This window comes from Flavobacterium sp. PMTSA4 (assembly GCF_032098525.1).
Taxonomy (GTDB): domain Bacteria; phylum Bacteroidota; class Bacteroidia; order Flavobacteriales; family Flavobacteriaceae; genus Flavobacterium; species Flavobacterium capsici.
The window spans coordinates 2,680,006-2,703,195 of the sequence record NZ_CP134890.1 but is presented as its reverse complement, the minus strand read 5'-3'; the positions used below and the strand labels follow the sequence as shown (position 1 = coordinate 2,703,195).

The 23,190-nt window shown below is 30.5% G+C and carries 23 protein-coding genes; 5 read left to right on the top strand and 18 right to left on the bottom strand.

Annotation, left to right across the window (positions count from 1 at the left end):
• Positions 1 to 105: 105 nt before the first annotated feature.
• Positions 106 to 1,338 carry an ABC transporter permease gene (locus RN605_RS12270; protein WP_313325168.1) on the bottom strand — a complete coding sequence of 411 codons (1,233 nt, stop codon included), beginning with the start codon at positions 1,336 to 1,338 and terminating at the stop codon, positions 106 to 108.
• A gap of 5 nt (positions 1,339 to 1,343) precedes the next feature.
• On the opposite strand from RN605_RS12270, the gene RN605_RS12265 reads away from it, so the two are divergent.
• The gene (locus tag RN605_RS12265) at positions 1,344 to 2,558 is read left to right on the top strand and encodes an exo-beta-N-acetylmuramidase NamZ family protein (RefSeq protein WP_313325166.1); all 1,215 of its coding nucleotides are present in this window, start codon (positions 1,344 to 1,346) and stop codon (positions 2,556 to 2,558) included.
• Here the strand turns inward: RN605_RS12265 and RN605_RS12260 are convergent.
• Together RN605_RS12260 and RN605_RS12255 are read right to left on the bottom strand one after the other, a co-directional pair.
• The gene (locus RN605_RS12260) at positions 2,555 to 2,956 is read right to left on the bottom strand and encodes a PH domain-containing protein (protein WP_313325165.1); all 402 of its coding nucleotides are present in this window, start codon (positions 2,954 to 2,956) and stop codon (positions 2,555 to 2,557) included. The two genes, RN605_RS12265 and RN605_RS12260, sit on opposite strands and share 4 nt — an antisense overlap.
• A 1-nt stretch (position 2,957) precedes the next feature.
• The gene (locus RN605_RS12255; protein ID WP_313325164.1) at positions 2,958 to 3,455 is read right to left on the bottom strand and encodes a YkgJ family cysteine cluster protein; all 498 of its coding nucleotides are present in this window, start codon (positions 3,453 to 3,455) and stop codon (positions 2,958 to 2,960) included.
• Between the two features lie 62 nt (positions 3,456 to 3,517).
• Here RN605_RS12255 and RN605_RS12250 point away from each other — a divergent pair, with 62 nt between their 5' ends.
• Positions 3,518 to 4,219: a class I SAM-dependent methyltransferase gene (locus tag RN605_RS12250; protein WP_313325163.1), complete on the top strand. Its 702-nt coding sequence runs from the start codon at positions 3,518 to 3,520 to the stop codon at positions 4,217 to 4,219.
• A 51-nt stretch (positions 4,220 to 4,270) separates the two neighbouring features.
• Here the strand turns inward: RN605_RS12250 and RN605_RS12245 are convergent, their stop codons facing one another.
• The 8 genes from RN605_RS12245 to RN605_RS12210 all read right to left on the bottom strand — a co-directional run bounded on the left by RN605_RS12245 (position 4,271) and on the right by RN605_RS12210 (position 11,153).
• Positions 4,271 to 4,678 (bottom strand): DUF2059 domain-containing protein, encoded by a 408-nt coding sequence (locus RN605_RS12245; RefSeq protein WP_313325160.1) that lies wholly within the window; start codon positions 4,676 to 4,678, stop codon positions 4,271 to 4,273.
• A 16-nt stretch (positions 4,679 to 4,694) separates the two neighbouring features.
• Positions 4,695 to 5,327 carry a 7-carboxy-7-deazaguanine synthase QueE gene (locus RN605_RS12240; RefSeq protein ID WP_313325158.1) on the bottom strand — a complete coding sequence of 211 codons (633 nt, stop codon included), beginning with the start codon at positions 5,325 to 5,327 and terminating at the stop codon, positions 4,695 to 4,697.
• 102 nt (positions 5,328 to 5,429) lie between these two features.
• Positions 5,430 to 7,091, bottom strand: coding sequence for a tetratricopeptide repeat protein (locus RN605_RS12235; protein WP_313325157.1), 1,662 nt, complete (start codon positions 7,089 to 7,091; stop codon positions 5,430 to 5,432).
• A gap of 10 nt (positions 7,092 to 7,101) precedes the next feature.
• On the bottom strand, positions 7,102 to 8,016 hold the full coding sequence (locus tag RN605_RS12230) for a PstS family phosphate ABC transporter substrate-binding protein (protein ID WP_313325155.1): 915 nt from the start codon (positions 8,014 to 8,016) through the stop codon (positions 7,102 to 7,104).
• Positions 8,017 to 8,245: 229 nt separating this feature from the next.
• Positions 8,246 to 9,037 (bottom strand): energy transducer TonB, encoded by a 792-nt coding sequence (locus RN605_RS12225; protein WP_313325154.1) that lies wholly within the window; start codon positions 9,035 to 9,037, stop codon positions 8,246 to 8,248.
• A gap of 32 nt (positions 9,038 to 9,069) precedes the next feature.
• Complete coding sequence (locus RN605_RS12220) at positions 9,070 to 9,633, bottom strand: ExbD/TolR family protein (protein ID WP_313325153.1); 564 nt, start codon at positions 9,631 to 9,633, stop codon at positions 9,070 to 9,072.
• Between the two features lie 16 nt (positions 9,634 to 9,649).
• Positions 9,650 to 10,288, bottom strand: a complete 639-nt coding sequence (locus RN605_RS12215) for an ExbD/TolR family protein (RefSeq protein WP_313325152.1) — start codon at positions 10,286 to 10,288, stop codon at positions 9,650 to 9,652.
• Between the two features lie 43 nt (positions 10,289 to 10,331).
• Entirely contained in the window at positions 10,332 to 11,153 is an 822-nt protein-coding gene (locus RN605_RS12210; protein WP_313325151.1) for a MotA/TolQ/ExbB proton channel family protein, read from the bottom strand.
• A 371-nt stretch (positions 11,154 to 11,524) separates the two neighbouring features.
• On the opposite strand from RN605_RS12210, the gene RN605_RS12205 reads away from it, so the two are divergent.
• The 3 genes from RN605_RS12205 to RN605_RS12195 are packed head-to-tail and all read left to right on the top strand — an operon-like array spanning position 11,525 to position 13,784.
• Positions 11,525 to 13,054, top strand: coding sequence for a helicase HerA-like domain-containing protein (locus RN605_RS12205; RefSeq protein ID WP_313325150.1), 1,530 nt, complete (start codon positions 11,525 to 11,527; stop codon positions 13,052 to 13,054).
• On the top strand, positions 13,054 to 13,422 hold the full coding sequence (locus RN605_RS12200) for a DMT family protein (protein ID WP_313325149.1): 369 nt from the start codon (positions 13,054 to 13,056) through the stop codon (positions 13,420 to 13,422). The genes RN605_RS12205 and RN605_RS12200 overlap by 1 nt, the downstream gene beginning before the upstream one ends.
• 2 nt (positions 13,423 to 13,424) lie before the next feature.
• A complete protein-coding gene (locus RN605_RS12195; protein WP_313325148.1) occupies positions 13,425 to 13,784 on the top strand; it encodes a cupin domain-containing protein in 360 nt (119 codons plus the stop codon).
• Here RN605_RS12195 and RN605_RS12190 read toward each other — a convergent pair whose 3' ends face one another.
• From RN605_RS12190 to aroA, 7 genes are all read right to left on the bottom strand, one after another.
• The gene (locus RN605_RS12190) at positions 13,785 to 15,128 is read right to left on the bottom strand and encodes an FAD-dependent oxidoreductase (protein WP_313325147.1); all 1,344 of its coding nucleotides are present in this window, start codon (positions 15,126 to 15,128) and stop codon (positions 13,785 to 13,787) included.
• A gap of 60 nt (positions 15,129 to 15,188) precedes the next feature.
• The gene (locus RN605_RS12185) at positions 15,189 to 17,576 is read right to left on the bottom strand and encodes a penicillin acylase family protein (RefSeq protein WP_313325146.1); all 2,388 of its coding nucleotides are present in this window, start codon (positions 17,574 to 17,576) and stop codon (positions 15,189 to 15,191) included.
• Between the two features lie 117 nt (positions 17,577 to 17,693).
• Positions 17,694 to 18,080, bottom strand: a complete 387-nt coding sequence (locus RN605_RS12180) for a glycine zipper family protein (protein WP_313325145.1) — start codon at positions 18,078 to 18,080, stop codon at positions 17,694 to 17,696.
• Positions 18,081 to 18,236: 156 nt separating this feature from the next.
• On the bottom strand, positions 18,237 to 19,325 hold the full coding sequence (locus tag RN605_RS12175) for an agmatinase family protein (RefSeq protein ID WP_313325143.1): 1,089 nt from the start codon (positions 19,323 to 19,325) through the stop codon (positions 18,237 to 18,239).
• On the bottom strand, positions 19,325 to 20,611 hold the full coding sequence (kynU, locus tag RN605_RS12170; RefSeq protein ID WP_313325141.1) for a kynureninase: 1,287 nt from the start codon (positions 20,609 to 20,611) through the stop codon (positions 19,325 to 19,327). The genes RN605_RS12175 and kynU overlap by 1 nt, the downstream gene beginning before the upstream one ends.
• Positions 20,612 to 20,740: 129 nt before the next feature.
• Complete coding sequence (gene queA / locus RN605_RS12165; RefSeq protein WP_313325139.1) at positions 20,741 to 21,790, bottom strand: tRNA preQ1(34) S-adenosylmethionine ribosyltransferase-isomerase QueA; 1,050 nt, start codon at positions 21,788 to 21,790, stop codon at positions 20,741 to 20,743.
• Between the two features lie 172 nt (positions 21,791 to 21,962).
• Positions 21,963 to 23,189, bottom strand: a complete 1,227-nt coding sequence (aroA, locus tag RN605_RS12160) for a 3-phosphoshikimate 1-carboxyvinyltransferase (protein ID WP_313325138.1) — start codon at positions 23,187 to 23,189, stop codon at positions 21,963 to 21,965.
• Position 23,190 lies beyond the last annotated feature (1 nt).

Below are 23,190 nucleotides of genomic sequence, written 5' to 3'. Positions count from 1 at the left end.
CTGATTATACGCTTTTTGAAATTCTATCTTTTTACAAAATTTAATGAAAGGGGATTTGAAAACAAATCAATCAATGATATAAAATTGAAGTCAAACAAAAAAAAACTATTCAAATCTTATGGATTTTGAAGGAGATATTTTTGTGATCAAATATGAAGGAATTAACAATACGACAGAACAAACTAAAACTGTTCCTATGTTTAAAGTCAAAATAAAAAGAAGATTTATGTCAACTGGAGCTTCATTTACATAATAACTTTCTGGATTCAATTTAATTATTCCAAAATACTTTTGGATAATTAACAGACCAACACCTATAATATTACCCCATAAAAGTCCTCTACCAATCAAATATGTTGCATTAAAAATGAATATTTTTCTAATAGACCAATTATTTGCTCCCAAAGACTTAAGTATACCTATCATTTGCGTTCTCTCTAATATCAACACAAGCAATGCAACAACCATATTAATAGTTGAAACAGCAATCATCACTATAAGTATCACTAGTATATTAAAGTCAAACAATTTTAGCCACTCGAAGATGTAGTAAAACTTTTCGACAATTGTTTTTGAATCTAACGTTGAAGATGTCTCATCATAAATTTCTTTTCCTTTACTTTCTATTTGAGTAAAATCATCAATAAAAATTTCAAAAGAACCAACCTGATCTGTTTTCCATTTATTGATTCTTTGAACATGTCGAATATCACCTAATATATAGGTAGAATCAAATTCTTGAAATCCCGAATTATAAATTCCAACTATTATAAAATTCCGAAGATTATATCCATCATTTGTTCCTTTCATAAAATAAGTAACAAACTTATCTCCTAATTTTAATCCCAATCTATTGGCAAGATATTGTGAAATCAAAGCTTCATTGTTCAAATTTTTGTTTAAAACAGGTAATCTTCCTTCGATTAAATATTCTTTTAGGTTATCAAATTTATAATCATTACCTATTCCTTTAAAAATTATTCCTTCAAATGCCTTTTCTGTTCTAATCAATCCTGCTTTACTAGCAACGGCTTGAATGTGGTTGATACCATCAACATTTTTAAATTTTGGATAAAAGTTTTGATGAATGGAAATTGGTTCAACACTTACATCAGATTGATTATCATTATAACTTGATATTATAATGTGTCCGTTGAAAGCAGCTACTTTTTGGCGTATTTTTTGCTGTAAACCAATTCCAGTAGCAACTGAGATTATCATCATTATCATTCCTAATGCAATAGCAGTTATCGCAATTTTTATTATTGGTGCAGATATACTACTTTTATTGTCGTTAGCAGTAACTAATCTCTTTGCTATAAAATATTCTAATTTCAATGATTATGATGTCAAAATTGGTTTTCAAAAATACAGTTTTATTCTTCGTTTTACTAATCCTTTCTTGTGGAAGTAAATTAAAAAACCACGAAGTAAATGAAAATAATATAACCAAAATTGAAAACTCAACCTTAGAAATAAAAACAGGAGCAGACAATTATTCTGTTTACCTTCCAATATTAGAAAATAAGAAAGTTGGAATTGTTACAAATCAAACGGGTATTCTTTCCAACAAAACTCATTTAGTAGATTTTTTATTGGACAATAAAATTTCCATTCAAAAAATATTTGCTCCTGAGCATGGTTTTCGAGGAACTGCAGATGCCGGTGAACATATAATTGATGGAAAAGACAGCAAAACTGGTTTGTCAATTATTTCTCTTTATGGTGACAACAAAAAACCAAAACCCGAACAATTAAAAGGCTTAGATGTAATGATTTTTGATTTGCAAGATGTTGGTGCTCGATTTTACACTTATATTTCCTCGTTGCATTATATAATGGAAGCTTGTGCCGAAAACAATATCGAATTATTAGTTTTTGATAGACCAAATCCAAATGGAAGTATTGTTGATGGACCAATTTTGGAAAAAGAATACACAAGTTTTGTTGGAATGCATACCATTCCTTTATTGCATGGAATGACAATTGGCGAATATGCTCAAATGATAAATGGTGAAAAATGGTTAAAAAACGAAGTTCAATGCAACCTAAAAGTGATTCCATGTCTAAACTATAAAAGAGAAATGAAATACAGTTTACCTGTAAAACCATCTCCAAATTTACCAAATGACCAATCCATAAATCTTTACGCAAGTTTATGTTTATTTGAGGGAACTAATGTTAGTATTGGCCGCGGAACTGAAATGCAGTTTCAAATTTATGGTTCACCTTATTTACCCAAAAGTGATTTTAGCTTTACTCCAAAACCAAATTTTGGCGCAAAAGATCCTGTTTATAATGGTAAACTTTGCTATGGAGAAAACCTGACAACTATTCCAAAAGTTTCAAAGCTTGAATTGAAATGGTTGATAAAAGCATACAATGAAACTTCGGACAAAACCAAATTCTTCAATGCTTTTTTTACCAAACTAGCTGGCACAAAAAAACTACAACAGCAAATTGAAACTGGTGTCTCTGAAAATGAAATCAGAAAATCGTGGGAAAAAGGATTGAATGATTTTAAAACGATGCGTAAAAAATATTTGATTTACGACTAACTTTTAACAGAAATTTCAGGATTTAATTTTAGTATTTCATCCATAAAATCTACTTTCTCTTCTGGAGAAATCATTATTTCATCGTATTTATTATAAACAATAGCTAATCTATTCAGCGATAAAGCTGGAGAACTTAAAGGATTTCTAGTTTTATATATTTTTTTAATTGATGAAATTTCTATTTTTTCATAAACAATAAACATACTTCTCACTGTTAAAGTATTGTTTTCAATAATATAATAGGTACTTCTATACATAAAAACCACAAAAGCTACTGTCGCAACAATAACAAGCCAACCTGATTTGTTATGCTTCAGTACTTCAATAATTCCGAAATAAATTGGAATTAAAAACGGAATAATCAACCACCAATCGATTTTTGATTTATAGATTTTCATTTTAGAAAGGCATTTTTTTCTTCATTTCTTCTACAATATTATATGCCGCTGGACAAATAGCAACATTCTTCAACGTTAAATCAGAAATTTGCTGAAATTTTTTTCTATCGGTATGCGGAAATTCTCGGCACGCTTTAGGTCGAACATCATATATCATGCAATAATTTTCATTATCAAGAAAAGTACACGGAACATTTTGCAACACATAATCATTGTCTTCATCAATTTTTAAATATTGGTCAATAAATTGTTGTGGTTTTTGCTTAAAATGTTTAGAAATTCGTTCTATATCTGCCGAAGTAAACAATGGTCCAGTTGTTTTACAACAATTTGCACATTCCAAACAATTGGTTTTTTTAAACTCTACATCGTGTAAATCTTGCATTACATAATCCAAATTTTTGGGTGTTTTCTTTTTAAGCTTATCAAAATACTTTTTGTTTTCGATATGCTTATCTTTGGCTAGTTTTTTGAGTTCGTCTAAATTTGGCTTTAACATGAATTTTTTATCTTATCACAAATTTAAACAACTTTAAACTTGAAACCTGAAACTATTTCAAAATGTTAGATTTATTTGGCAAAGCCATACTCGATTATCAAACTAATAATTCTCCAGAAGACATTATTACTGAAACTTCTATATCTGAAACTGACGAAATGACTGTTGCCTATTTGTTTCGAAAGTATAATGAAATGCCAAAAATCGAGCAAAAAGCATTACAGCTTTGTAAAGGAAAAATTCTCGATGTTGGTTGTGGTGCTGGTAGTCATAGTTTGTATTTACAGGAAAAAGGTTTTGATATAACTTCTGTAGATATTTCGGAAAGTGCCATAAAAACTTGTCAACTTCGTGGATTAAAAAATGCAAAAGCTCAAAATATTCTTGAACTTAAAGACGAAAAGTTTGACACAATTCTTCTGTTGATGAATGGAACAGGAATATTCGAAACTTTAAAAGAAACTTCAAAATATCTTCAAAAATTAAAATCGCTTCTATGCAATAATGGTCAAATATTAATTGATAGTTCTGATATTATTTATATGTATGACCAAGATGATGATGGAAGTTATTCTGTTCCTGCTGAAAATTATTATGGTGAATTGACATTTACTATTCATTATAAAAATCAAACCGAAGATAATTTTCCTTGGTTGTATTTAGACTATAATACTTTACAAAATGCATGTCATGCAAATGGTTTGCAATGTGAATTACTATTCGAAGGAAATCATTTTGATTATTTGGCAAGAATTTTTAAATAAAAAAATCCCAAACTTCTAAAATTTGGGATTTAAATAATATTTGAAACTTTATTATTGTTGGATGTACTTCATCATCATTGTCTGAAGTTCACCTTGAATCTCCATCATAGCTTCTTGCGATTTCTCAGCAATTTTCTCTGATTTCTCAGCCATTTTTTTTCCAACTGGACTTTCATAGAAAGCTAACATAGCTTTAATATCATCTTTTGTATATTCTTCCATATATACTTCTGCAGTTTTATCTTGAGATTTTGCAATAATTGCATCAAACTCAATCAAAAAAGCAGCTTGCTTGTCTGATGGAATCATACCTAAGATTTGTTTTTTAGCAGCGTTCATTTGTCCTTGTGCTCCACTTCTTTCAATAACTTTCATAACATCAGCCTTTGAAGGTTTGTCTTGAGCAAAACTTAATGTACAAGCAAATATAAATGCTACTGCGAATACTAATTTTTTCATTGTAAAATTTTTTAAATTAAGGAATATTCAAATATTTATGTGTTTGTAAAGATACACGCCATTTTGGATTTTTCATAACGTAATCTACAATTTGTGGCGTCATTTCTTCTTTTTTACTCCATTCAGGTTGTAAAAATAAAATAGCTTTCGGATTTACTTTTGCAGCTTGTTCTTCCGCAAACTGAAAATCATGTTTATTATAAATGATTACTTTCAACTCATCCGCAATATCATAGGCAGTTTGAACAGGTAATTTTGTTTTTTTGGGAGATAAACAAAACCAATCCCAAGTTCCAGAAACATCGTAAGCACCTGAAGTTTCAATGTGTACTTTTAAATTTTTTGCTTTCAATTTTTTAGTCAACAAATTCATGTCCCAAGTTAAAGGTTCGCCTCCAGTGACAACAACTGTATCTGCATAATTTGCTGCATTAGCAACTATTAAATCAGTCTCTGTTGGTGGATGTAAATCTGCATTCCAACTTTCTTTAACATCACACCAATGGCAACCAACATCGCAACCACCAATTCGGATAAAATATGCTGCAGTTCCAGTATGAAATCCTTCTCCTTGAATAGTGTAAAACTCTTCCATTAATGGAAGCATTTCTCCTTTATTTACCGCTAATTGTATTTCTTTTGAAATCATTTTAATTTTTATAGTCTGCAAAGATAATCAATTAGATAAGTAGATTAAAAATAAAAGCCGTTTCAAAATTTGAAACGGCTTTTTATTAAAATATATTCTTAATTATTTAAGTAACTTCAAAGCTTCTAAAGCATATGCGTTTTCTGGATCTAAAGCTAATGTTTTATTTAAATATTCTTTAGCTTTTGGTTTATCAAAATTAGCATAATGAGCAGCAATATTATTGTATGCTTCTATAACTTTCGCTTTATTTTTGGTAACTTCTTCAGTTCCTTTTGCATTTATAGCATCAACATAATCTTGGTAATATTTAGCCATCATTTCATCATTCTCCATTAACTTGTTGGTTCTTGCTCTAAATACTAATGCATCTAAAGTTCCTGGCGAAGCAGTTAAAACATTTCCAAATGCTGTGTCTGCTTTTTGTAACATTACTTTATCAGGTTTTGCACCTTGAAAAGTATTATTGTAATAAATTGCATTACCTAAGTAAAAATTATCAATCAAGTAATTTTTTGAATCAGGATTGCTTGCAGAAATTTCAAAAACAGAAGCAGCTGCTCCAAATAATTTTGCTTCATACAATTCTTTTCCTATTTCGTTCATATTCATTCCAGCCAATGGATCAATTTCAATTGCTTTTTTGAAATCTTTCACTGCAGAACTCAACTGTAGTGAATCAACCACTTTTGCTCCTTCAGGCATTCCTTTTTTCAATTTAGCTTTTCCTAAGAATAAATAATCTAAAGCAATTACTTTACTTGATGGATTAGAAGTGTAATCATTAAGTGCTTTTAAAGCTGCATCGATATTTCCATTTTCATAAGCAGAATAACCTAAATAACGCATAATTCTAGGATTTACTCCAGCAATTTCTTTCATTTTATTTGCTTCAACTTCAAGTGCTTTAAATTCTTTTGTTAAGATTAAAAAGTCAGCATGACGCATTCTTGATGTCAATGAATAATCCGTCAAAGACATATATTTTTCATAATTAGCCAATGCCTTTTTTATGTTTTCTTTATAAGTACTTGGCTCATTATTCCCCCATAAATAATAGGTTTCAGCTAATTCTCTGTAAACTGGACCATAATTTGGATTTAAGGCAATCACTTCATTATAAGCTTTTACTGCTTCAGTGTAAGCTTTTGCGCCTTTTAACAAAACACCTAACTGCATTTTTGCTCTGATAACTGTATTATCCGCTTGATATGCATTTCTGTAAGCTACATATGCTTCATTTTGATTTTTATCACCATAATATGCATCTCCAAGTGCTAATTGAACTTGTGCATCATTAGCATTTTTTTCTTTTGCAAGATTTAAATATTCTAATGCTTTTTTGTAATCAGGATTTTCAGAATTCATGTATGCTCTAGCAATAAATATATATTCCTCAAAATCTCTTCTACGCATGTCGCTAGTTACAGCATCAAATTTTGCTTTTGCTGCAGAAGTATTCTTAGCGTCTAAATCTAATTGAGCTAATCCAATAGAATTTAACTTTCCTTCATCTTTAGCAGTTAATCCTTTTTGAAAATAAACTTTTGCTGAATCTGGCATATTTTGTTTTAAATATACGTTACCCAACAAAAATGTTGCTCTACCATTATCTGGTTTTGCTTTTATGATAGACTTAAGTAATCCTTTTGCTTTTTCATACTGTTCTGCATCAATAGCTTTACTGGCTTGATCAACATCTTGAGCATTTGCCATAAATCCAGCAACTAATAATACAAAACTTAAAAATTTAACCTTTTTCATTTTTCTATATTTAATTATTATCATTTAGTATTTTATTTCGAACAACTATATTCCTACTTGGATACCTAACAGGTACTAATCCAGATTTTAATATTATTCTTTGTCCACGTTCTCCGCCAAGAAAAGATGCAAATCCCATTCCTAAACCAGAATAACCTTGACAATTGATAATATACAAATCACGTGCCAAAGGATATTTACCATTTCCTATATTCTCTTGACTTGGATATACAAATCCAAACTTTTCATCAGCTTTAACACTCATTATTCGTGTCTTATCAATAAAAGATTGCATATCCAATGGCGGTTGATACAACCAATCAACACCAACAACTCCAATCAACCCTTGATTTTCCGAAACATATTTAACTACTTCTAAATTAGTAGCAAATGAAAATATATTTTTTTGAGGTGTAACTTTAATTCCTGCTCTTTCTGAAAGTAATCTAACAGTGCTTGAATTAGGATTGTCAAAAACTAATCCTTTAATTCCATTTACATTTTCGCCTTTCATGAATTTTATAATGTCTAATAAACTAATCAAACTATCATTAATAGCCTTATTTGCAATAAAAACAACTGCATCGCTAGCAAATATCGTTTCTTTTGGAAATATTTTTTTTGAAGAAAATACTTTTAACTCTTGAGCAGAGAGTTTTCTTGGTATGACAGCAATCTTTACAGAATCATTCAACAATGAATTGATAATCTCTGTTTCTGATTTTGCTTTTAAAGTTAATTTTGCGTCATATTGCGTTTCAAAAACTGCTTGTTGATCTTCTACAATTGGAAAAATAGATTCATCAACATATAAAGTTGCTTTTCCTTTTATAATAGTTTCTTCATCATTATTACTTTTTTTACAAGCAATAAAAATTAGTAATGCAAGTAAAAAAACTGTAAGAACAACATATTTCTTATTCATTTTCTTCATTGATGTATAAATATCTTAAAAATCTAAAAAAAGCATATGCAATTAGAAGTAAACCTAAAGCAATTCTATATGGTTGTGTTAAATTTAAAGGTAGTTGTTTCCAAAAAATTATTATTAAGCCAAATGTTAAATAAATCAAAAAAAACATCATTCTTATAACGAGAAGAAATCGCTGATTAAGCGATTTCTTCTTGAAATTATCTATAATTTTTGAAATCATTTAGTAAGCTGACTGAATTGTAATAGGCAATGAATATTGAACTCTTACTTTTTTTCCATTTTGCTCACCTGGATTCCATTTTGGACAAGCTTTTAAAACTCTGATAGCTTCTTTTCCAGTTCCATAACCTATATCTCTTAATACTTTAATATCTGTTAACGAACCATCTTTCTCAACAACAAAAGTTACAAATACTTTTCCTTTTAAACCTTCTTCATCTGGTGGAGTATAATTTTTACCAATAAACTTGTAAAACTTATCCATTCCTCCAGGAAATTCAGGTTGTACTTGAATACCAGCTGTATTATAAATACTGTTGTCTTCTTCAACTACTTTACTTGGTCCATTTCCAACAGGTTCGATTGTAAGTGGAGCATCTGGATCACCTTTAATGGTTTCTGCACCTAATTTTTTTTCTTTAATTTCTACAATTTTAGGTGGTTCTTCTACAATTTCTTCTGTTTTTGCCACAACCGGTTTTACAAACTTTACCTGATCCACTTTTGGCGGTGGCGGTGGCGGTGGTGGAAGATTTTTAGGTTGCTCCTTTTTTGGCGGCAACTTAATTGTTACTATTTTCTTATCTAGTGAAGTGTCTTTTTCTTCACTATCAGGAATTAAACTAGCAATAAGCGGTGCGCCTACAGCCAATCCAAAAATAAATGCTCCTATTATAAATGCACGTACCGTTGTTTTTGGATTTTCTTGACGAAGTTCATAAGCACCATAGGCTTTATTTCGTCCTTCAAAAACGATATCGATCCATTTTTTCTTAAATAAGTCTAATTTCATTTTTTATTTTTTTAAAGATTAGCACATTAGCACTACTTATTCATTTCATCCACCAGCTTCATTTCTTCTGGGGTAATATCGTTAACAATTGCATATGTTGGCACATCAGCAATTGCCATTTCATCTAAAATATCAACTAAGTTTCTATATGTTGATTTCTTAGTAGGTTTAATAATAACAATTAATCCTTTTTTTGGATCTCCAGTCAACTGAGGCACAGATTTAACTAGTTCTAGAATTTTCTTTCTAATACCATTCTTTCCATATACATCATTTGTTGGAGCACCTTTTGGCTCTGGAGTTTCTAACAAACCATGAAACCATTTTATTTTATTATCTTTTCCTAAAATAATGGTCAATGTTCTTCTTTGGTCTGTTTTTATTTCTTTGTCTTTAGTTGGGTCATCTTCTTTATCTGGTAAACCCAAATCCATAGATTGAGGCTTAGATAATGAAGTAGTCAACATAAAGAAAGTAATCAATAAGAATGCCAAATCCACCATCGCGGTCAAATCCACTTTTGCATTGGATTTTTTACTTCTTACTTTTCCGCCGCCTTTTTTGCCACCGCCATCGCCGGTATTTAATTCAGCCATTTTTTATATTATTATATTAATAATCTTTTCCTCTTAAACCAGTAACTAAATTAAAGCTATTGATTTTTTGGTCTTGTAAAATATCCATTACTTGTTTAATTTGTGGATATTCTTCTTTAGCATCGCCTTTGATAGCAAAATCAAGTTCTTTATCAGCACCTCGATCAATGTTTGCTTTTCTAGCGTATTGAATCCAATCTTGCAGTTGTTGTTTATTTTCTCCTATTGAATCTAAAGGAATGCCTGACTGAACACCTTTTTTTGCTCTGTCAGCAGCTTTCATATCCAACAAACCACCTAATTCTTGAATTGGAACACCAAATTCTTCTACTAATTCAAACTGTGCTTTTTGTGCATCTGTAAATGTCACACCATATTTTTCAGCCATATAGTCTAAAGCACCAGCTCTAACATCTCTATCTTTAAACCCAATAAAAACTTGGCTTTGACCTTCATTTTTTCCTATAGTTATTGTTACCAATCCAGTTTCTGGCAGCTTTGTTTGCACTGTAGAATTTGGAGTTTCAACTGGTAACGGTTCAGGAGTTTTTGCCGTAGCCGTTAAGATAAAGAATGTAAGTAAAAGGAAAGCCACATCACACATTGCAGTCATGTCAATAGATGTTGACTTTTTGGACATTTTTACTTTACTCATTTTTTATTTTTTTATTCAATTATATAGTTTAGCTATATAATGATTATGATTTTAAACTTCCTCTGAATTTTCTGTATGTGTTAACAATTGTAACAGCTGCTTCATCAATTGAGTAAGTCAAAGTATCAATTTTAGATGTAAAGAAGTTATAAGTTACAATTGCTAAAGCTGAAGTAGAAATTCCAGTTGCAGTATTAATAAGTGCTTCAGAAATACCATTTGCTAATGCAGCTTGGTCAGGTGTACCTGCTGTTGCTAATGCACCGAACGCTTTAATCATACCCGTTACCGTTCCTAATAATCCAGCTAATGTTCCTAAAGATACTAATGTAGAAAGGATAGTCATGTTTTTCTCTAACATTGGCATCTCTAAAGCAGTTGCCTCTTCAATTTCTTTATGAATTGTTTCAGCTGCTTCTTCACTGTTGAAACCTTCTTTTTTAACATCTTGATATTTAATCAAAGCAGCTTTAATAGCATTTGCTACAGAACCTTGTTGTTTGTCACAAGCTGAAATTGCATCATCAATATTTCCTTGTTTAATACTTCCTTGTACACTTGTCATGAAAGCATCTAAATTTCCTTTTCCTCCTGCTTTGCTGATAACAAAGAAACGCTCAAAAGAAAACACAATTACCATTAAGAATAACCCCATTAATACTGGCACAACAGCTCCACCTTTGTAAACCATTGCTAAGTAATTTCCAGGAAGTGGATGTCCAGTATTAACTCCACCTTCAAAGTTAGAACCATCACCCATAATGAATTTCCATACAAGGATTCCAACAAGAATACAACCCACAATTACAAGTCCTGAGAAAATATTTCCTCCTTTAGAACTGCTCTCTTTTTTTACGTTTGCCATTTTTAAAAAATTTAATAGTTTTAATTTATTTTTTTAGTTTTAGTTATTAAAAAACTTGAATAGGAGCAAATTTAATTTTTTACTTTAAATAAAAAAACTTTTTTTAACAAATGTCTTTTAGAATTTACCTTTAATTAACATTGAAAAACTTTCTACATTGTTAATCTTACACATTCTATTTTTATTTAAAAAATCAATTAATTACAACTCAATCAATTATGATATAACGTAATTATGTATAAAAAAGTATTGCTTTTTTGTTTTTTTTTAAAGATTGACATATAATTTTAAAAAAAGGCGACAAAAAATTACTTTTATTATTTACCAAATAGTAATAACTTGCCTTAAATTTACTTAAAATACCTTTTATAATGACAAAAGAGACCGAATTTTCAGAATATATTAACACTGGCTACAACACCAAAGGTCAAAATATTATTCTTGGAGGCGCAATTTTAGACGGAAATCCATTAGCAGATACTTTTATAAAAATACCACTAAAAACCCTTAATCGTCATGGCTTAATAGCTGGAGCAACCGGAACTGGAAAAACAAAAACTATTCAAGTTTTTTCTGAACAGCTTTCAAACAATGGCATTCCGGTGTTGATGATGGATATAAAAGGTGATTTTTCGGGAATTGCTGCTGAAGGTGAAGAAAAATCATTTATAACTGAAAGACATGCTAAAATTAATTTACCCTATAATATTCAAAAGTTTCCAGTTGAATTAATGACTCTTTCATCTCAAGATGGTGTTCGTTTAAGAGCTACTGTATCTGAATTTGGACCAGTTCTGTTTTCTCGAATTCTTGATTTAAATGACACTCAATCTGGAGTTGTTTCTATCATATTTAAATATTGTGACGACAAACAAATGCCACTTTTGGATTTAAAAGACATCAAAAAAGTCATCAACTATATAACTGAAGAAGGAAAATCGGAAATTGAAGAACATTACGGCAAAATTTCAACCTCAACAACTGGCATTATATTAAGGAAGATAATTGAGTTAGAACAACAAGGTGGTGATATTTTCTTTGGTGAAAAATCATTTGAAATTGATGATTTGATGCGAATTAATGAAAATGGGAAAGGATATGTAAATATTATTAGATTAACTGATATTCAAGACAAACCAAAGTTGTTTTCTACCTTTATGTTGCAATTACTTGCCGAGATTTATCAGCAAATGCCCGAAAAAGGTGATGCAGAACAACCAGAATTGGTAATTTTTATTGATGAAGCACATCTTATCTTTAATGAAGCTAGCAAAACATTGCTTGATCAAATTGAAACCATTGTAAAATTGATCCGTTCCAAAGGAATTGGTGTTTATTTTGTTACTCAAAACCCCATGGATGTTCCTGCAAGTGTTTTGGCGCAACTTGGTTTAAAAATTCAACATGCTTTACGTGCTTTTACTGCAAAAGATAGACAAGCAATCAAGCAAACTGCCGAAAATTATCCAACTTCTAAATATTACAAAACTGATGAAGTTTTAACATCACTTGGTATTGGAGAAGCTTTTGTAACTGCTTTAAACGAAAAAGGAATTCCAACACCTTTAGTTGCTACTATGCTTCGCGCACCAATGAGTAGAATGGATGTTTTAAATGAAGATGAAATTAAAGCTATAAATGCTAAATCGAAATTAGTTAAGAAATATAACGAAGAAATTGACCGTGAAAGTGCTTATGAAATTTTGACTAAAAAAATTGATGAAGCTAACAAAAAAGCAGCTGAAGAAGAAGCAAAAGAAGAAACTAAAACAACTTCTAAAAGAAAAGCAAACGAACCAAGTACTGCAGAAGTAATTGGAAAATCTGTTACTAAAGTTGTTACTAGCGCAACATTTATAAGAGGTGTTTTTGGAATTTTATCAAAAATGTTCAAAAAATAATGAAATCGTATTTAACCATTGGGTTATTGATTCTTTCTAACATTTTCATGACTTTAGCGTGGTATGGTCATTTAAAATTTAAAGAATTAAAATGGTTTGAAAATGCTGGATTAATAACAATTGTTTTAGTCAGTTGGGGTTTGGCTTTTTTTGAATATTGTTTTCAAGTTCCAGCTAACAAAATTGGTTATGAAGGAAATAATGGACCATTTTCTTTATTGCAATTGAAAGTAATTCAAGAAGTAGTTACTCTGGTTGTTTTCGTTGGATTTTCTATGCTTTTCTTCAAAAATGAAACTTTTAAATGGAATCATTTCGTTGGTTTTTGCTTTTTGATATTAGCAGTATATTTTATTTTTAAAAAATAATTATGAAAAAATATTTTATTCAAAAATCACCCTTTGTTGTTCCTACTACTGATGGAAAATTGATTGAAGAACATCACGGGAAAGTTGCAACAAATAATTCTGCGATTTCAATTGCTCACATGATTGCTCCACCAAAATGGAGCGAACCTTATCAAACTCCGGAGTTTGATGAGTACACTTATATCATTTCTGGGAAAAAGCAATTTATTATCGATGGAGAGACTGTAATTTTAGAAGCTGGACAATCCATAAAAATTGAAAAAAACACACGAGTTCAGTATTCAAATCCTTTTGATGAACCTTGTGAATATATAGCTATTTGCAATCCTGCATTTGATTTTGAAAAAGTAAACAGAGAATAATTATTTTTTTAGTAAATCAATAATCTTTTGTTCAACTTCTTGACTATTCCACTTTTCTTCAATATTAGGCATTTGCATCACTTTTTCCATAATATTGTTTTGGAATTCTCCTATTGCCAAGGCTTCAGAATAGGGTTGATTACTAAAAGTTACTCTACTGTATAATGGTTTCCACTTGCCTGGATGTTTATCTGAAAACCATTTTTCTATTTTCTTTTGTAATAAAAACTTTTGATCGGCAGTTCTTGAACTCATTTCCATAAAATTTCTAAAAGAAAGTTCAGCAATAGCATCTGCGTTTGGTTTTCTTGAAATTTCATATTCTCTGAAAATTTTCTCCCAATCATCACCAAATTTCTCTATCATTTCATTCAAAATAGTAATGTCTTCAAAACCTGCATTCATTCCATGACCATAAAATGGAACAATGGCATGAGCCGAATCGCCAATCAAAGCTACTTTATCATTGTGTGTCCAAGGAAAACATTTCATCATCACCAAATAACTTTTCGGATTTTTGAAAAAATCTTCCACTAAATCAGGAATTACCTCTTTTGTATCTGGAAAATAATTCGCAAAAAACTCAACCAATGCTTTTTCATCTTTTAGTTGCTCAAAAGAATTTTCACCTTCAAATGGCATAAACAATGTACAAGTAAAACTACCGTCAAGATTAGACAAAGCCATTAACATGAAATTACCTCTTGGCCAAATGTGCAATGAATTTTTATCTATTTTATGAGTTCCATCTGGATTGGCAGGAATATGCAATTCTTTATAACCAATTTTCATAAACTCTTGGGAGTAATCAAACATCGATTGACGCTGCATTCTGTGACGAATTCTTGAAAATGCACCATCAGCACCAAAAACTTTATCGTATTGTAAATCGGTCCATTCACCGCGTTCACTTTCACCTATATGCAATGTTGCTGTAGATAAAGTAACATCCCAAATTTTATGATTAAAGAAAAATTCAACTCCAGCTTCTTCGGCTAAATCAATCATTCTACGATTTAAAATTCCTCGTGAAAGAGAATAAATTGCTTCGCCTTCTTTGCCATAATGTTGTGTGGTATAAGTTCCATCTTGCAAATGAATACCACGTTTATCAACTGGAATTCCAATTTTCTTGATTTCATCTTCAAGACCAATATCTCGTAATGTTTTCCAACCACGATTTGACATTACTAAATTTATAGAACGTCCTGAAAATTCAACCGTTCTAATATCAGGACTTCTGTCAAAAACGTGAACTGTATGACCTTTTTTCTTGAGATATATTGCGAGTAAAGTTCCGACTAATCCCGAACCTACTACTGCAATTTTTTGTGGAGTTTGCATTTATTTTTTATAACGGTTCTGCAAATTTAAAGTTTTAGAAAAGAAAATCTTAAAAATGACTTACTTTTTTGGGCTAAAAACAATTTTAGTTGATACTTTTTCTATTTCTTTTTTATTCAAAAGCATTTTTCGAAAATGTCCTTTCACATACATTTCTGCTTGGTCTTTATAATGCTTACTCATTGGATTTCCTGAATTTCCGGTTGGTAAAATACTAACGCTGTTTTCGATATCCGAAAAGTCTATAATTCGTCGAGTTGATGGACCAGCTTTTACTTGATTTATTTTTTCATCACTATAAAAATACATCAAATTATTAATCATTTCGTTGGCTCCAGGAACTTCATATGGACCAACATTAAAAAATCCTTTCAGCAATTTTACTTGACCTATTGGATGTTGAAACTCTAACGAATGTGCTTTATTCCATGTCCATAATTGAACATCACTACCCAAATTAGCTTCTAAATTTTTGATAGTTTCTTTAAAAGATTGCGTTAAAATATCTGACCGAGTTTCTTTTTTGGTTTTGGTTTCAATGTTATCCCACCAAATTGAACTATCATTTCTACTTTGTTCACCAAATATTTCCTTGATCTTGTGTGTTGCTAGTAATAATTTGAATTTTTCTTCTCCTAATTCATCACGAAAAGTATTTTTCAAATAAAAATAAATCCATTTATTGTAAATTGTTGTAGCAATATCATTCAAATTACTACTTCCATTCCAAATTTTTAATTGTGAAATGGCATTTTTCTCTGTTTCATTCAATTGATTTTTATCCAAAGATAGAATCCAACTGTTTACAATTTGTGCAGCCGTTGACGATGTATTATCTAAAATCATTTTTTCAACATCCATTCTTGTCCAATCGTTTTTTACTTTTAATAAAGTATCAATTCGTGTTGCTCTATCTTTTGGCAAATAATAACCCGGATATAAATAACCATCAATTGCTTCGGGTTGGTTATTGGAAGAATATACATAATTCCATGGCGGATTTATTGCCAAAGGATTTTTAGAAAAAGGTAAAAATTCTTTTCTGTCATCTATGCCATTACTTCCATTCAAAATAAAATTTGGATTTACAGAAGAATCTAATTTGTATAATTTTCCCGAAGTAATCCAAGCGATATTGTTTTTTACATCACCATACATTATGTTCAATCCTGGAGCATGAATTAATTCAATTTTTTCATAGAAATCATTCAAATCTTTGGCATGACATAATCCGTAAACTGCGTCAAGAATTTGATTTTTCTCTTGAGTATAAATCCATGACATTGAAATTGGTTTCGATTTGTTTACACCAGTCAATACTTCTGAAATAATCGGTCCGTGAATCGATGATTTTGTTTTTAAAATTACGTCTGCACTATCTTTAATCTTGATAGTATTTTGCCTTAATGTATAGTTTTGGTAACCCTGAGATGTTAAATACTGATTCGAATTTTGTCGATTTTCAGTTTCTTCAAATAAATCCAAATCATCGTTTTCAAACATTGTTAAACCATAAGCATAGTCACGATTATGACCTAAAAGCGGAAATGGTGTTCCAGCCAAATAATAACCATACATTTCATGTTTTGGTGTAATAATATGTGCTTCAAACCAAGTTCCGGGTTGCGAAAACATAATATGCGGATCGTTAGCAAAAATTACTTTTCCATTTTTGGTTTTATTGGCACCAATAACCCAACTATTACTACCAACAAATGTTGGAACTGGGGAATTTTCCAATAAAGCAGTTATAGATTTTGATATCTCAGCAAACTCAGAACTTTTTCCTTTAAAACTTTTTAGTTGTCTGGTTCCAAATTCGCCATGAATTCCAAAATCTTTTAGATATTCCATTCCAAGATTATCACGAATATCAGTTAATAACGGATCCGTTTTTTGTGCCATGGCAAAACTAAATGACATAAATCCGAAAATATTATATACATCTTTAACTGTAAATTTTTCTGGAGTTATACCAAGCAAGGAAAACTCAATTGGCATTTTTCCTTCTTCAATATATTGATTTATACCATCCAAATAAGATAGTGTTAATTTATAAGATTGAGAATTTTTATCCAAATTAGCAACTGCTAGCTCGGAGTTTTCTTGAATTCCAGATGTTGCAAAAAACATATCATTTTTAAGCATTACACTTCCAAATATTTCAGATAATTTTCCTGGAGCAATTCGTCGCATTAATTCCATTTGCCATAATCGTTCCTGAGCATGAACATATCCTAAAACTCTTTGAGCATCAACTTCATCATTGGCATAAATATGTGGAATTCCGTAATCATCAAAATAGGTTGTCGTAGTGTTTTTTAATTGTGAAAGTTGAACGTCACCATCATAATTGGGTTTTTTAAATTGTAAAAAACCAAAAACAGCTAATGCTAATAATACTAACAACAACAATAGTATTAGAGATATTTTTTTGATGATTTTCATAGTAGAGTATTTCCACAAATTTATATAAATGATTTATGGAATTTACATTAAATACAAAAAAGGAGTTAATTCCATCCCTGAAATCAACTCCTAATTTAATAAACATGAAATTTATTATTATTTCTTTTTGTCGTCAATAATTGCTCCTGTTCCAGCACCAACTCCAGCACCAGCCAAACCACCAATAATTGCACCTTCAGCTTTTTTATCGCTTACAATTGCACCAGTAACAGCGCCAACTCCAGCGCCAATTACTGCTCCTTTTGCAGCACCACTCCATTTTTTTCTTGGTTGTGTTGTGTTTTTTTCAACAACTACAACTTCTCTCTTTTTTGCGTTATTCATTTCTACAATTCTCATAGAATCAATAATTCTTTGTTTTTCTATTTGAAGATTCATAGAATCAATAATTTCTTGTTTCTCATCAACAACCAAAGCTTTATCATTTGTGTTTTTACACGATAAAACTAAAAAAGTCAACATTATTGCATAAATCGTTTTCATAGTTTTTCATTTAATCTTAATTACAATACAAAGTAACAAGCGATTTAGTTCTGAATTGTTATAAGATTTTTTGAAAAAATTATATAATTTGATTTTTGAGAGTTTTATAGAAAAGTTTGAAGCTAAAAAAACCTCTTTTTCAAGAGGTTATTACTTTTATTTTCTTTGAAAGTTTATTCGATTTCCTGTCTTCATTCCATTGTTTTTGGCTAAAACACCACACATATGAAACAACATTCTGGCTCCAACATTTCCGTCCCAATCATCGTTTTCTCCAGGAGCAACTTCTACAAAATCAAAACCGATGATTTCTTTTCCGCTAATTGCCAATTTATTAAACAAATAAGTAGCTTGCTCGAATGAAAAACCACCAGGAACTGGAGTTCCAGTATTTGGACAATACCAAGGATACATTCCATCAACATCGAATGATATGCAAACTTTTTGTGGCAAAGTTGCTATTATTTCATCACATTGATCTGCCCAAGTTTTACCTGAGAAAGTTTCTGCCTTTAAATCAGCGTCGGTGTGAATTAAAACTCTACCGTTTTCATTTTTAACAACTCCAACTTCTTCTTCACAAAAATCTCTGATTCCAACCTGAACAATTTTTGAAATATTTTCAATTTTCAATGCATTATACATAATCGAAGCGTGAGAAAATTCAAAACCTTCGTAGGCAATACGTAAGTCCATATGTGCATCAAGATGAAGAATTCCAAAACTTTCATGGTTGGTTGCTAAAGCTTCATAATATCCTAATGGAGTGGAATGATCGCCACCAAGTAAAACTACTTTTTTGCCTTGATTCATCCAATACAAAACTTTTTCTCTTACTTCATTGTGTAATTCTCTGCAGGCTTTGTTGATTTTATGCAAATCATCCATTAAAGCTGGATAAGTTTCTAAATCTTCACCTGATTCTAAAGCTTCAATGATTGGTTGTGCCAATTCTTTATATTTCTCAGAATTCTTTGACCAAGAATTTGGAATTTCTGCAAAATACATTCCTAATTTCCATAATTCTGGAAACTCTTGATGGTTTAAATCTACTTGAAATGAAGCGTCAAGAATAGCATTTGGACCTTCAGAAGCACCAGAACCATAACTTACTGTAACTTCCCAAGGCACTGGAATTATAATAATTTCAGACTGTTCAGCAGAAAATGGTAATCCAAAAATAGTTGCATCTGCTAATCCTGGTTGGCTTGGGTCAAAATTTTGTATTATTTGTTCTTTTGTCATTATGATTTACTTAAACTTAAAATTCCAGTTTTTAATATTTGACCAAATTTATACATGTCTTCATAAGAACAATAAAATGGTGCTGGAGCTAAACGAATAACATTTGGTTCTCGCCAATCGGTAATAACTCCATTTTTCATCAAGTAATGAAATAAATCTTTTCCTTGACCATGAAGAAAAACCGATAATTGACAAGCTCTTTCATCTTGATTTGAAGGTGTAATGATTTCAAATTCTGTTCCGTCTATTTCTTTATCAATTTCATGAAGAATGAATTCGAGATAAGCTGTTATTTGGTTTCTTTTTGCAATTAATTTATCCATTCCTACTTCGGCAAACATTTCAACAGAAGCTAAATATGGTGCTAATGTTAAAACTGGCAAATTACTAACCTGCCAACCATCGGCTCCAACGGTTGGATCAAAATTTGGTTCCATTAAGAATCGTTTTTCTTTTTTTTGTGCCCACCAACCAGCAAATCTTGGTAAATCTGAACTGTGATGTTTTTCATGAATAAAACAACCCGAAGCGTTACCTGGTCCAGAATTCATATATTTATACGAACACCAAGCAGCAAAATCTACATTCCAATTATGTAAATCGAGTTTAATGTTTCCTGCTGCATGAGCTAAATCAAAACCAACAATGGCTCCAACTTTATGACCTGCATCAGTTATTGATTTCATATCAAAAACTTGTCCGGTGTAATAATTTACTCCACCGAAAAGCACCAATGCCAATTCGTCGCCTACTTCATTTATTTTAGAAATAATATCTTCTAATCGAATGTTATTTTCTCCTTCACGACGTTTGATTTCAACAATTGCATCTTCTGGTTTATAACCGTGAAAATTTACTTGTGATTGAAACATATATTGGTCAGATGGAAAAGCTTTTTCTTCGCAAATAATTTTGTAACGTTTTGTTGTTGGTTTATAAAAAGAAACCATCAAAAGGTGAAGATTAACTGTTAAAGTATTCATTACTGTTACTTCTGACGGCTTTGCTCCAACCAATTTGCTCAATGGTTCAGCAAATCTTTCGTGATAATCCCACCAAGGTTTATCTGCAAAAAAATGACCTTCGACAGCAAGGTTTGCCCAATCATTCATTACTTCATCAACATAATTTTTGGCAGATTTTGGTTGTAAACCAAGAGAATTTCCAGTAAAATAAATTACATTTTCACCATTAAGCTGAGGAAAAATAAATTCGTTTCTATAATTTTTTAATTCATCTTTTTGGTCTAATTCTTTTGCAAATTCAAGGGTATTTTGAAAAATCATTGTGTTTTTTGTTTGAAAGTGTAAAAGTATTGAAAAGAGATAAGGTAAAAAAGTTTTAACTAGTTACAGAACAAAAAAAATCCCAAACTAATTTTTAGAATGGGATTGATTTATAATTTGACTTTATAATTATAAAATTAACATCGCGTCACCATAAGAATAAAACTTATATTTTTCTTTGATTGCTTCTTCGTAGGCTTTCTTCATTAAATCGTGACCACAAAATGCAGAAACCATCATTAATAAGGTTGATTTTGGAGTATGAAAATTTGTTATCATGCAATCTGCAATACTAAAATCATATGGTGGAAAAATAAATTTATTCGTCCATCCTTCAAAAGGATTTAATGTTCCTTGAGAAGAAACCGAACTTTCTATAGAACGCATAGAAGTAGTTCCAACACAACAAATTTTCTTTTTCTTAGCTTTTGCTTCATTAACTATATCACAGGCTTCTTGAGTAATTTTTAATTCTTCCGAATCCATTTTGTGCTTAGATAAATCTTCTACTTCAACTGGATTAAAAGTTCCTAAACCAACATGAAGTGTTACCTCAGCAAAATTAACACCTTTGATTTCTAATCTTTTTAGAAGATGTTTTGAAAAGTGTAATCCTGCGGTAGGAGCAGCAACCGCACCTTCTTCTTTTGCGTAAATTGTTTGGTAACGCTCAGCATCTTCATCTGTAACTTCACGGTTGATGTATTTTGGAATTGGAGTTTCTCCCAATTCAAGTAACTTCATTCTAAAATCTTCATAAGAACCATCATATAAAAAACGTAAAGTTCTTCCACGAGATGTTGTATTATCGATTACTTCTGCCACCAATGAATCATCATCTCCAAAATATAATTTGTTTCCAATTCTAATTTTTCTTGCTGGATCAACCAATACGTCCCAAAGACGTTGCTCAGCATTAAGTTCTCTTAATAAGAAAACTTCAATTCTTGCTCCAGTTTTTTCTTTGTTTCCATACATGCGAGCAGGAAAAACTTTGGTATTGTTTAAAATGAAAACATCGCCATCACTAAAATAATCAATAACGTCTTTGAACAATTTATGTTCAATCGTTTTTGTTTTTCTGTTTACAACCATCAAACGAGATTCATCTCTATTTTCTGCTGGATATTCAGCTAATAATTCTGCTGGAAGATTAAAATTAAAATGTGATAATTTCATTAAATATGTGTTTATAAGTTTAAGAGTTTATAAGTTAAGGTTGTTCCTTAGCTTGGTTAAAATCTTTCGGGTGCAAATATACTATTGTGAAATAGGCGTTGTCAAGTAAAATGAAGTATTTATTTTCAAATTGTTTTTGAGCTACTGTAAATACTAGTAAAAAGAAACTTTTTTAATTAATTTCCTCAATTTCAAATCCAATTTGTTTTAAATCATCCCAAAAAGTAGGATATGATTTTGAAACGACTTCTGAGTCTTCAATAATCAAATTTGTTCTCAAAGCTAAAGGCGCAAATGCCATTGCCATTCTATGATCTTGATACGTTTTTATAGAAATATTTTCTTTAATTCTAGTAGATGGAGCAATTTGCAAAATTGAATCAGTAGTAAATACCATTGCTCCAAGTTTTGACAATTCCTTTTTTAGTGCTTCTAATCTATCGGTTTCTTTAATTTTTAAAGTGTGTAAACCTTCAAGTCTGCATCCAACTCCAAGTCCGAAGCATGTAACAGCAATTGTTTGTGCAATGTCTGGTGATTCAATTAAATTTAATTTTACTGAACTACACTTATATTCTTTCTTTTCAAGAATAATTTGATTTTCGACAAAAGTTGTTTCAACACCAAAACTTTTATAAATTTCTACCAATATTGAGTCACCTTGAAAACTATTCTTTTTGAAATTTGACAAAATAATTTGGGTTCCAATTTGTGATAATGCAACTATTGAATAATAATATGATGCTGATGACCAATCACTTTCAATTTTTACTTCTGGATTTTGAGTTTTGAGTTTTGAATTTACTTTGATTATATTATTTTCAAATGAGGTTTCAATACCAATTTCATTTAACAAAGCTAAAGTCATCCTGATATAAGGTATTGAGGTAATTTCTCCTTCTAAAACTAACTCCAAACCATTTTCTAATTTAGGCGCTATCAATAAAAGTGCTGAAATATATTGACTACTAACATTTGCTTTTAAAGTGACTTTGTTTTTTGTTAGTTTTTTCCCTTTTATTCTAATTGGCGGATAGTTTTCATTTTCGACATAATTAATTTCTGCGCCGAGTTGTTGCAAAGCATCTACAAGAAATTTAATTGGTCTCTGTTTCATTCGAGATGAACCTGTCAAAACAACATCGCTGTTTTCCTTAATTGCAAAATATGCCGTAAGAAATCGCATAGCAGTTCCTGCATGATGAATATCAACAACTTTTTGACTCCTTGATATCGACTTCTGCATAACTACTGAATCATCTGAAATTGAAATATTTTCTAATTTCAATTCGGGAAATAAAGCTTGTAGCAACAATAATCTATTGGTTTCCGATTTAGAACCAGTAATGTTTAAACTTGATTTTTTATTAGTTGAAGAAAAATTTAAGTGTAAATTCAAA

Coding starts and splice junctions, on each gene's coding strand:
- RN605_RS12265 (WP_313325166.1), top strand. CDS start 1,344: ATGATGTCAAAATTGGTTTTCAAAAATACAGTTTTATTCTTCGTTTTA.
- RN605_RS12260 (WP_313325165.1), bottom strand. CDS start 2,956: ATGAAAATCTATAAATCAAAAATCGATTGGTGGTTGATTATTCCGTTT.
- RN605_RS12255 (WP_313325164.1), bottom strand. CDS start 3,455: ATGTTAAAGCCAAATTTAGACGAACTCAAAAAACTAGCCAAAGATAAG.
- RN605_RS12250 (WP_313325163.1), top strand. CDS start 3,518: ATGTTAGATTTATTTGGCAAAGCCATACTCGATTATCAAACTAATAAT.
- RN605_RS12245 (WP_313325160.1), bottom strand. CDS start 4,678: ATGAAAAAATTAGTATTCGCAGTAGCATTTATATTTGCTTGTACATTA.
- RN605_RS12240 (WP_313325158.1), bottom strand. CDS start 5,327: ATGATTTCAAAAGAAATACAATTAGCGGTAAATAAAGGAGAAATGCTT.
- RN605_RS12235 (WP_313325157.1), bottom strand. CDS start 7,091: ATGAAAAAGGTTAAATTTTTAAGTTTTGTATTATTAGTTGCTGGATTT.
- RN605_RS12230 (WP_313325155.1), bottom strand. CDS start 8,016: ATGAATAAGAAATATGTTGTTCTTACAGTTTTTTTACTTGCATTACTA.
- RN605_RS12225 (WP_313325154.1), bottom strand. CDS start 9,037: ATGAAATTAGACTTATTTAAGAAAAAATGGATCGATATCGTTTTTGAA.
- RN605_RS12220 (WP_313325153.1), bottom strand. CDS start 9,633: ATGGCTGAATTAAATACCGGCGATGGCGGTGGCAAAAAAGGCGGCGGA.
- RN605_RS12215 (WP_313325152.1), bottom strand. CDS start 10,288: ATGAGTAAAGTAAAAATGTCCAAAAAGTCAACATCTATTGACATGACT.
- RN605_RS12210 (WP_313325151.1), bottom strand. CDS start 11,153: ATGGCAAACGTAAAAAAAGAGAGCAGTTCTAAAGGAGGAAATATTTTC.
- RN605_RS12205 (WP_313325150.1), top strand. CDS start 11,525: ATGACAAAAGAGACCGAATTTTCAGAATATATTAACACTGGCTACAAC.
- RN605_RS12200 (WP_313325149.1), top strand. CDS start 13,054: ATGAAATCGTATTTAACCATTGGGTTATTGATTCTTTCTAACATTTTC.
- RN605_RS12195 (WP_313325148.1), top strand. CDS start 13,425: ATGAAAAAATATTTTATTCAAAAATCACCCTTTGTTGTTCCTACTACT.
- RN605_RS12190 (WP_313325147.1), bottom strand. CDS start 15,128: ATGCAAACTCCACAAAAAATTGCAGTAGTAGGTTCGGGATTAGTCGGA.
- RN605_RS12185 (WP_313325146.1), bottom strand. CDS start 17,576: ATGAAAATCATCAAAAAAATATCTCTAATACTATTGTTGTTGTTAGTA.
- RN605_RS12180 (WP_313325145.1), bottom strand. CDS start 18,080: ATGAAAACGATTTATGCAATAATGTTGACTTTTTTAGTTTTATCGTGT.
- RN605_RS12175 (WP_313325143.1), bottom strand. CDS start 19,325: ATGACAAAAGAACAAATAATACAAAATTTTGACCCAAGCCAACCAGGA.
- kynU (WP_313325141.1), bottom strand. CDS start 20,611: ATGATTTTTCAAAATACCCTTGAATTTGCAAAAGAATTAGACCAAAAA.
- queA (WP_313325139.1), bottom strand. CDS start 21,790: ATGAAATTATCACATTTTAATTTTAATCTTCCAGCAGAATTATTAGCT.